The sequence below is a fragment of the Syntrophales bacterium genome (assembly GCA_030655775.1).
GTDB lineage: Bacteria > Desulfobacterota > Syntrophia > Syntrophales > JADFWA01 > JAUSPI01.
The window spans coordinates 1-9,554 of the sequence record JAUSPI010000094.1 but is presented as its reverse complement, the minus strand read 5'-3'; the positions used below and the strand labels follow the sequence as shown (position 1 = coordinate 9,554).

Below are 9,554 nucleotides of genomic sequence, written 5' to 3'. Positions count from 1 at the left end.
GATGTAAGGCCGTATCTTTATTCTTTAGGAAATCCTTTTGTTATTCTGTAAATTTCTAAACAAAGCTGATAGGATCTTTACCAAACTTTTAACTCTTTATAATTCTTAAGTATTTCACTCGAACCCTTGACCCCTTGAATCCTTGAATCCTTATGACCATACCAACTCTTTTGGAGATGACCCTAAGCTTTTTTGTTAAAATAATCTGTTATTATTTGCTCATGGTCAAACATTAGCAAGTCCGGAAGATTGTCTTTGGTGAATATACCGATTTCGGTAGCGTCATCTGCCGCAACAGGCATCCCCTTCCCTCTGGCCACAAAAACAGTTGAGATGGTATGCTGGCGGGGATCCCTGTCCGGCTTTGAATAGGTGTGCATCTGTCCCAGGAGGATGACATCAAGAGATGTCTCCTCTTTTGCCTCCCTTAGTGCTGCCTCCTCAAGAGATTCTCCGTAATCCACAAAGCCTCCGGGGATTGCCCATCCGATGGGAGGATTTTTTCTTTTTATAAGAACAATTCCCCCATCTTCCAGTTCAATTATTATGTCAACGGTTGGCACAGGATTCTGGTAATATTTGATTTTAGAGCCGCAGTTAGGACAGGTAATTTTGGTTTTTGTGGCCATTATAAGAACAGAAGTTTAAAAAAGTATAGTTTTCTCATTCCTCACAGAAGCGGGGGACTTCTAATGTGAGCTGTGAGCCCTCTCTATACCTTTGAAAAACTGAACAATGTGGTTTTGAGGGCGCTTGCCCACTCCCGGTCAATCTATGATGAATGAGGTTTTATGTCAAGGGTGAAAAACTGCCGTGTTGGACAGATAATGATAAATTCTTGACAATGAGAGGACAATCAATTAGCGTACTTTATCAAAAGTTAATTTAGGGGTAGAAAATAATGGTAGGTGTACTGATAATAACTCATGGCAATCTTGGATATGAGTTGATACAGTCCGCTGAGCTGATAAAGGGCAGGATGGATGGCGTGCTTGCCATTTCGGTGGATCCAACAAAAGGTGTCGAGGAATTAAAGAAGGAGATTTCCTCCAGCATAAAGAAGGTAAATAAGGGCAAAGGTGTCTTAATTTTGACGGACCTTTTTGGCGGTACTCCTTCAAACCTGTCTTTATCTTTCTTGAAAGAAGGAAAGCTGGAGGTTATCAGCGGTGTAAACCTTCCCATGTTGCTTAAACTTCCAGATATCAGAGAAAAAGACTTGGCGGACTTTGCTTATTCTGTCAAGGATTATGGAATGAAAAACATATCCCTGGCCAGTGAAATTTTGAACAAAAAAATTGGCAAAAAATAAGTTTTATGGCTGTCTTATGAATATTTCACTTGTAAGAATCGATGACAGACTTATTCATGGTCAGATATTGGAAGCGTGGCTTCCATTTATCAAGGCTTCATGTATCGTGGTTGCAGATGACAATGTGGCAAACGACTTCTTCAGAAAATCAGTAATAAGAATGGCTGTTCCGAGTGATATTGAAGTTATAGTAAACAGTATAGAGGAATTTATTGAAAACTGTTCCCATTATGAAAAAGAAGGCAAAAAAACCATAGTTCTGTTCTATGATATCTGTAATGCCTTAAAGGCATATAATTTCGGTTTCAAGTTTGAAAAGTTAAACATAGGCAGCGTCCAGAGCGAGAAAAACAGGAAATTCTACTCACCAGCGGTATATTTATGTAAGGATGATATAGAAAATTTACGGTTCCTTGTGGAATCGGGGGTTGAGGTAGAGTTGAGGTGTATTCCTAGGGACAAACCGCTCAATTTCCGCGACGTGGCAAAAAAAGCCGGGCTTACGTAAAAATCCTGTCAATCACAGAAATAAACTTTTCCCTGCATGCATCAGAAAAATACAGCTCCCTGCAGCGAGCCGCGGGGAATTTTTTAAACTTAATGAGTTTCCTGTTATTTTTCAGGATGTGCTCACTGTACACTTTCAAAGCAACTTTAAGGGGCATCCCCTTCAAAGTAAAACCTTTTTCAAGAGTCTCTTACTATTTCCCATGTTACTTGAAGCAATTACAGTAGCCGTTGTCGGAGGTATAATTTGCCTGGACAGAATTTTATTACAGGTCATGCTTTCCAGGCCTGTAGTCATCGGCCCTATCATAGGATTTGTTTTGGGAGATACATACACGGGACTGATTTCAGGTGCCTTAATAGAGTTGCTGTGGATTGACAGATTGCCTGTCGGTGTCTATGTGCCTCCAAACGAATCTATAGTAGCTGTTCTTGTAGTCGCCGGTTCGATATTAACGGGAAGGAATTTGGGACTCCTTTCCAGGGAACTGATAGCCTTTTCGATCCTTCTTTTTATCCCCCTCGGTATCCTTGGACAGAAGATGGAAGTCAATATTATGAGGTCTAACGACAAGCTTTCCCGAAAGGCTGTAGAAGATGCAAAGACAGGTGATATCAAAAGTATTTCCCGTAAACATATTTTTGGACTGTTTAAGACATTTTTCTTCACAGCGGTCTTTATCTTTGTCTTTTTGATCCTTGGCGTAACGATCCTGAAGTATGTCTTTCCCCTCATTCCCCAGAGGGGTCTAACAGCGCTCTCTTATACATACTTATTCCTTCCACTGCTTGGTGTTGCCGTAGCTCTAAATACAATAAATTTGCGTGGTACCATCCCTGTGTTCTGTGGTGCTTTTCTTATAGTCACATTTGTTTTCGAATTTTTAATCGGAATTTTCTGATTCTTTAAAAGTGGTGTGCCGTGAATCAATATACTAAATCAAATAAATCGTCAGATATTAAAATAACAGAAATGACAGTTGAGGATCTTGAAGAAGTTATGGCAATAGAACGTAGCTCCTTTGTAACAGTATGGTCTGAAGAGACATTCAGGCAGGAATTGACTTTACCAGCACACCATAATCTGGTAGCGAGGATAGAAGGTGAAAATGGGTGGGAAGTTGCAGGATATATTAATTTTTTGACGGTTGTCGATGAAGTTCATATAAGGGATATAGCTGTACGGGAAAATTTAAGAATGCGAGGAATAGCCTCAAAATTGATAGCAGCAACGATAAATATTTCACTTCACAAGGGAGCAATATATGCTACCTTAGAAGTACGCAGGTCTAATACACCTGCCATAAAACTATACGAAAAGTTCTATTTTGTAGTAAAGGGGACAAGACCCCTCTATTATTCCGACACGAAGGAGGATGCTTTGATTATGTGGTCAGACTTGAGAGAAAGCGTTCAAAAGGCAGGTGATTGATGGTCAGCATGCCGCATAAAACCGTAAGGATGTCGGGAAAAATTATATTCAACAGGGAAATCGCTAAAGGCCACTTCTTAATGTCCCTCAACGTGTCTGGTCATTTTAGTTCCGCCGAGGCATCGTTTCGGGGAGTTACTCCCGGCCAGTTTGTTATGTTACGAGCAAAGGGAAGAGACGTTCCTTTCCTGAGAAGACCGATGAGCATTTATTCTCTTTATCCAAGTGCCGGTGACCTTATCATAGAGCTCCTATACAGAGTGGCAGGTAAAGGAACTTTCGTAATCTCACGATTGAAACCGGATGACGAGATTGACATTCTGGGTCCACTGGGCCGGGGATTTGATATATTCCCCCATTGCAAGCGAGTCGTTCTGGTAGCGGGGGGTATCGGCATAGCACCCCTTTCCTTTCTCGGACACTACTACGGGGCAGATACCGTCAATAAACCCCCGCAGATAATTTGTTACGTGGGTGCACAAAGAGCCGATCTCCTTGTCGGTCTGGACAGGATGGACGAGATATGTTCTGATATCAGGATAAGTACCGATGATGGCAGCAGAGGGTACCATGGTCTTGTGACAGAACTTTTTGAGCAGGACATAACATTGTATAACAGCAGTGATTCGGTGGTATATTCCTGCGGCCCATTTCCCATGATAAAGAGCCTGGCTGAGATATTGAGGAATCAGGCCGTTCCCTGCCAGGTATCGGTAGAAGAGAGGATGGCATGCGGTGTGGGGGCATGCCTCGGGTGTGCCATCAGTGTAAAGTCCGGTTACAGGAAGGTATGCAAAGATGGTCCTGTTTTTGATATTCATGAACTTGTCTGGGATTAATTATGAAAGAGAACATGAAAGATCCTTATAATACAAAACTACAGGTTGACATTGGCGGTCTGGTACTGAAGAACCCGGTTATGACCGCTTCCGGGACCTTCGGCTACGGAGAAGAGTACGCTAACTTCATTGACCTGAACCGTTTGGGTGCCTTAATCGTCAAGGGTATTTCACTTGAACGAAGAGTCGGCAATCCCCCTCACAGAATTATGGAAACGCCCTGTGGAATGCTCAACGCCATCGGACTTGAAAATGTCGGTGTACGGTCTTTTCTTGATGAGAAACTCCCCTTCCTGAAAAACTTTGATGTCCCTGTTATAGTTAATATATTTGGGGAAACTGTTGAGGAGTACAGAAAGCTTGCACAGGCATTAAGCGATGTCAGAGGCGTAGACGGTCTGGAGGTAAATATCTCCTGCCCCAACGTGCTGAAGGGTGGTGTCGAATTTGGCACTGATCCCGATATGGCGAACAAGGTGACGAGGGCGGTGAAAAGCGTGACTGATCTTCCAGTGATCGTCAAGCTGACACCAAACGTGACCGATATCGCAGAAATAGCGAGGAGCGTGGAAGAAGGTGGGGCAGATGCCGTATCTCTGATCAATACGCTGAAGGGAATGTCGATAGATATTGAAGGGAGAGTCCCCCATTTGAAGAACATTACAGGTGGATTGTCCGGACCGGCGATAAAACCGGTAGCACTGCGGATGGTATGGGAAGTAGTAAAGAGTGTATCCATTCCTGTTATCGGAGTCGGGGGAATCATGGATGCAGCAGATGCTGTCGAATTCCTTATCGCGGGGGCAAAGGCCGTTCAGATAGGGACGGCTAATTTTGTAAATCCTCATACGACCATCGATGTCCTTGAGGGTATAGATAATTATTTAATCGAGCACGGTATCGACGATATTAACGACTTGATAGGAACGCTAAAGGTTTAAAGTAACTACTCAGTTATGAGTAGTTACGAGGCACAAAGTACCAGAGGCACAAAGAAAAAAGCAGGACAGTTTAATTAGTTCAATTTGTTTCATTGACTAACTAATTGAACTAATCGAACCAACTGCCATGGAACATCAAAAGGAATCCGGTATGGGAAAGGCGGAGATAATTGTTGACGGTGTATATCTTATCGGCGGGCCCGATATCTCGTCTCCTGAAGATGCAACGGTATTTATAATCGATTTTAACGGAGAGGTGGTCATGATAGATTCCGGTGCCGGAAACACCTCCCGGATACTGATCAGGAATATAGAAGATGCCGGTCTCGATCCACAGAACATATCAACGCTGATTCTTACTCATTGCCACATTGACCACATCGGAGCGGCACCCTATTTCAGAAAAAAATTTGGCTGTAAGCTGGTTGTCCATGATCTTGATGCCGATGCCATTGAGACGGGCAACCAGGTACTGACCGCGGCCAACTGGTACGGGACAAAATTCCCCCCAACACCAGTTGACAAAAGGCTCACAGATGATCATGATATCCTCCGGTTCGGAGATGAAGAACTTCATTGTATTCATACACCCGGACATACACCCGGTTCAATAGCACTCTATCTTGACAGGGGAGGAAAGAGGATACTCTTCGGTCAGGACATCCACGGGCCTTTCCTTCCCAGTTTCGGATCTGATATTGAACAGTGGAAAAAATCTATGGAAAAACTCCTTCTCCTAAAAGCCGATATCCTCTGCGAGGGGCATTTCGGAATCTTTCATTCAAAGAGCGATGTTAAAAAATATATTCAACGATATATGAGTAAATATTAATAGAGGAGGCAGGGGAAAACGTTTACAAAACCTGCATTCGGAGGTCTCAATTTATGACAAAAATTAAGAAAATACGGGTAAAGACTCCCGTTGTGGAATTGGATGGCGATGAAATGACCAGGGTTATGTGGGCAATAATCAAGGATAAACTTTTGTTGCCCTTTCTGAATATCGATCTGGAATACTACGACCTTCACCTTAAAAAACGTGATGAGACCGGGGACCAGATCACCGTTGACGCTACCAATGCCATCATGAAATATGGAATAGGCGTAAAATGTGCAACCATCACCCCTGACAAAGAGCGTGTCAAGGAATATAATCTCAAAAAACAGTGGAAAAGCCCTAACGGAACAATCAGGGATATGCTTGACGGAACGGTGTTTAGAAAACCGATATCGGTGGGCAATATAAAGCCTTTCGTATCTACATGGAAAAAACCGATAATAATAGGAAGACACGCCTACGGAGACGTATACAGCAGCGCCGAGATACGCATACCATCTTCAGGAAAAACAGAAGTTACCTTTACACCTGCCGACGGTAGCAAACCGATAAAGCAGACGATAAAGGATTTTACAGGTTCGGGGATAATTCAGGGAATACACAACACCGACGAATCTATATCGAATTTTGCAAAGACGTGCTTTGCTTTTGCTCTCGACCATAAGATCGATCTCTGGTTCAGCACAAAGGATACCATCTCAAAGACGTATGATGCCCGCTTCAGGGATATATTCGAAGAGGAATATGAAAAAAACTGGAGAACAAAATTCCAGAAGGCTGGAATTGAGTACTTCTATACACTAATTGATGACGCCATAGCCAGAATCATGAGATCAGAGGGTGGGATGCTCTGGGCGCTAAAGAACTACGATGGTGATGTGATGTCTGATATGATTGCAGCCGCCAATGGAAGTCTCGCCATGATGACCTCCGAGCTTGTTTCCCCCAAAGGTTACTTTGAGTATGAGGCCGCACACGGCACAGTTCAGAAACACTATTATAAACATTTAAGTGGTGAAGAAACATCGACAAACTCGATGTCTCTTATCTTTGCATGGTCAGGCTGTCTTCGCAAGCGGGGAGAACTCGACGGGACACCCGATGTCGTTGAATTTGCCGAAAAGCTGGAGGAAGTCGCCATTGAAACCATTGAAAGCGGAACAATGACCGGAGACCTCCTTCTCGTCGCCCGGAAGAACCCTGACAACAAGAAAGTAAGTACAGAAGTGTTCATAAATACGATTGCCGAGAGATTACGAAAGAAGTTACATGGATAAACCCAACCTGAAGGATATGACTCTGGATGAGATAGAAATTTTCATATCGGATCTCGGAAAGGGAAGATACCGGGCGAGACAGGTAATGAAATGGTTATATCAATCCGGTGTTACATCCTTTGATGAGATGACAAACCTCTCAAAGGATTTCAGAACCGGGTTGAGTGCTATTGCACGGATAAGCACCCTTGAAATAACAGAGATTCAGACATCTCAAGACACCACCAAAAAGGTACTTTTTAAACTGGGAGACGGCAATTTTATTGAAAGCGTCCTCATTCCCGGAAAGAATCACTGGACACTATGTGTATCCTCGCAGGTGGGATGCAAGATGGGGTGCAGGTTCTGTCTTACCGGCAGGCAAGGCTTCAAAAGAAATCTTCTCCCTTCCGAAATAACAGACCAGCTTACAATGCTTTGCTTTAACACCCCTGAAGGGGAAAACATCAAAAACATTGTTATGATGGGGATGGGAGAACCTCTGGAAAATTATGAAAACGTGATGAAAGCGATCAGAATCATTACCGCCGATACGGGAATGGGCTTCTCAAACAGAAGGATTACCCTGTCCACATGCGGAATTCCTTCCATGATCCATCAATTGGGAAAGGATGCATGTGTCAACCTTGCCGTATCTTTAAACGCCCCGGATAATAAAACGCGAAGTTTCCTCATGCCAATCAACAAAAGATACCCTGTCGAAGCGCTTCTTCAGGCCTGTCGAGAATATCAGATGCCGAGACGCAGGAGACTCACCTTTGAATATATCTTGATAGAGGGCGTGAACTCCTCTCCGGAGGACGCCGAAAGATTGGCACGATTACTTCGAGGAATACGTTGCAAGGTTAACATCATTCCTTTTAACGAATATCCCGGATCAGCGTTTAAAACACCTGCAGAGTCTGATATTGAGGCCTTTCGAAATATCCTGATTAAGCATAAATATACTGCTATCATCCGTTCAAGCAGAGGGGGAGACATCCTTGCCGCCTGCGGACAACTGAGCGGTCGGTAAGTGAAAAATAAACACCCATAATCTTCCTGATAAGGTTGTGGTAAACATGAATGATGAAAGGGGTTGTAATGAAATTACTGGATGATGTTTATGTGTATGAATGGACAAATCTATTTGACAACAACTGTAACAGTTTCTTCATCGGGGGAAGCGTTCAGGCAATTATCGATCCGGGGCTCAAGAGATATCTCCCTATGCTTCAGAAAAGCATGGAAGAAGATGGTATAGATATGGATGATGTGAAGTATGTCATAAACACACATTCTCACCCGGACCATTACGAGGCATCCGAGCTATTCAATGATTCAAATGTCAAAATAGGACTGAATGATAAGGAAATGGAATATTTTGAATCAGAAGGCGCTACAATGTTCGGATGGTTCGGCCTGGATACCCCCAAGGTAAAGATAGATGTTATTCTGAAAGAGGGAGAGATTACTCTTGGAGATGAGACATTTGAGATACTGCTTACTCCCGGCCATTCACCCGGATCAATAAGTTTATACTGGCCAAAGAAAAAAGTTCTCCTGTCAGGAGATGTAATATTTGATCGGAACGTTGGAAGGACGGACTTTCCAGGTGGAAGCGGCAAGCTCCTTAAGGAAAGCATAAAAAATCTTTCAAAACTTGATGCTGAATATTTTCTCCCAGGTCACATGGGAATTATTCAGGGTAGCGATAATATCAAACAGAACTTTCAATCGGTTATAGACAGCATCCTCCCATATATTTCTTAATCAAAATAATCCTCCAAAATCCCCCTTTGGAAAAGGGGGGCTGGGGGATTTTCGGACGAAAAAGGGTAAGTTTCAATGAACATAGAAATTGTAAATTTTTCTCTATCTTTTTCGACAACGGCAGATACCGACGTTATTGATATCACCCACTATGTATCGGACAGGGTTGCCGAAACCGGTATATCTGAGGGACACGTTCTCCTCTTCATCCCCGGTTCAACCGCTGCCCTAACCACAATCGAGCATGAAAGTGGTGTTATTGAGGATCTCAAGGAGGCGATTGAGCGTATTGCCCCTAAGAATATACCATACCGGCATGATGCCAGATGGGGGGATGGAAACGGATATTCTCATGTAAGAGCCGCCCTTCTGGGCCCATCCCTCACGATACCCGTTATTGATGGACGGATGACACTGGGAACCTGGCAACAGATAGTCCTTCTCGACTTTGACAACCGGTCGAGGCAGCGTCGGATTGCAGGCCAGGTCTTCGGCAGGAAGTAGAAAAGACTTATTTGTTGTTTGTCAAGACATTTGACCCCCTATCTGCAAATAAAATTGACCCCCTTTAGTTTCCCTTCTTAAGTTTGTTTTTTAGTCTATAGCTGGAACCGTTAATATAGAATATCCTGGCGTGGTGGACCAACCGGTCGATA

At 43.4% G+C, this 9,554-nt stretch carries 12 protein-coding genes; 11 read left to right on the top strand and 1 reads right to left on the bottom strand.

What is annotated here, in order from left to right; all coding sequences use genetic code 11:
- Positions 1-182: 182 nt before the first annotated feature.
- Complete coding sequence (locus Q7J27_04765; GenBank protein MDO9528457.1) at positions 183-629, bottom strand: NUDIX hydrolase; 447 nt, start codon at positions 627-629, stop codon at positions 183-185.
- A gap of 272 nt (positions 630-901) precedes the next feature.
- On the opposite strand from Q7J27_04765, the gene Q7J27_04760 reads away from it, so the two are divergent.
- The 11 genes from Q7J27_04760 (at position 902) to Q7J27_04710 (ending at position 9,402) form a co-directional block, all read left to right on the top strand.
- Positions 902-1,312: a PTS fructose transporter subunit IIA gene (locus Q7J27_04760; protein MDO9528456.1), complete on the top strand. Its 411-nt coding sequence runs from the start codon at positions 902-904 to the stop codon at positions 1,310-1,312.
- Between the two features lie 16 nt (positions 1,313-1,328).
- Positions 1,329-1,820 carry a PTS sugar transporter subunit IIB gene (locus Q7J27_04755; GenBank protein ID MDO9528455.1) on the top strand — a complete coding sequence of 164 codons (492 nt, stop codon included), beginning with the start codon at positions 1,329-1,331 and terminating at the stop codon, positions 1,818-1,820.
- Positions 1,821-2,022: 202 nt separating this feature from the next.
- Positions 2,023-2,721, top strand: a complete 699-nt coding sequence (locus tag Q7J27_04750; protein ID MDO9528454.1) for a PTS sugar transporter subunit IIC — start codon at positions 2,023-2,025, stop codon at positions 2,719-2,721.
- Positions 2,722-2,741: 20 nt separating this feature from the next.
- Positions 2,742-3,251 (top strand): ribosomal protein S18-alanine N-acetyltransferase, encoded by a 510-nt coding sequence (gene rimI, locus Q7J27_04745; protein MDO9528453.1) that lies wholly within the window; start codon positions 2,742-2,744, stop codon positions 3,249-3,251.
- An 8-nt stretch (positions 3,252-3,259) separates the two neighbouring features.
- Positions 3,260-4,090: a dihydroorotate dehydrogenase electron transfer subunit gene (locus Q7J27_04740; protein MDO9528452.1), complete on the top strand. Its 831-nt coding sequence runs from the start codon at positions 3,260-3,262 to the stop codon at positions 4,088-4,090.
- Between the two features lie 2 nt (positions 4,091-4,092).
- Positions 4,093-5,031 (top strand): dihydroorotate dehydrogenase, encoded by a 939-nt coding sequence (locus Q7J27_04735; protein MDO9528451.1) that lies wholly within the window; start codon positions 4,093-4,095, stop codon positions 5,029-5,031.
- Between the two features lie 127 nt (positions 5,032-5,158).
- The gene (locus Q7J27_04730) at positions 5,159-5,863 is read left to right on the top strand and encodes an MBL fold metallo-hydrolase (protein MDO9528450.1); all 705 of its coding nucleotides are present in this window, start codon (positions 5,159-5,161) and stop codon (positions 5,861-5,863) included.
- A gap of 53 nt (positions 5,864-5,916) precedes the next feature.
- The gene (locus Q7J27_04725) at positions 5,917-7,146 is read left to right on the top strand and encodes an NADP-dependent isocitrate dehydrogenase (protein MDO9528449.1); all 1,230 of its coding nucleotides are present in this window, start codon (positions 5,917-5,919) and stop codon (positions 7,144-7,146) included.
- The gene (gene rlmN, locus Q7J27_04720) at positions 7,139-8,161 is read left to right on the top strand and encodes a 23S rRNA (adenine(2503)-C(2))-methyltransferase RlmN (protein ID MDO9528448.1); all 1,023 of its coding nucleotides are present in this window, start codon (positions 7,139-7,141) and stop codon (positions 8,159-8,161) included. Before Q7J27_04725 ends, rlmN begins: the two co-directional genes overlap by 8 nt.
- Before the next feature lie 68 nt (positions 8,162-8,229).
- Entirely contained in the window at positions 8,230-8,898 is a 669-nt protein-coding gene (locus Q7J27_04715) for an MBL fold metallo-hydrolase (GenBank protein MDO9528447.1), read from the top strand.
- 75 nt (positions 8,899-8,973) lie between these two features.
- The gene (locus Q7J27_04710; protein MDO9528446.1) at positions 8,974-9,402 is read left to right on the top strand and encodes a secondary thiamine-phosphate synthase enzyme YjbQ; all 429 of its coding nucleotides are present in this window, start codon (positions 8,974-8,976) and stop codon (positions 9,400-9,402) included.
- The last annotated feature ends 152 nt before the right edge of the window (positions 9,403-9,554 follow it).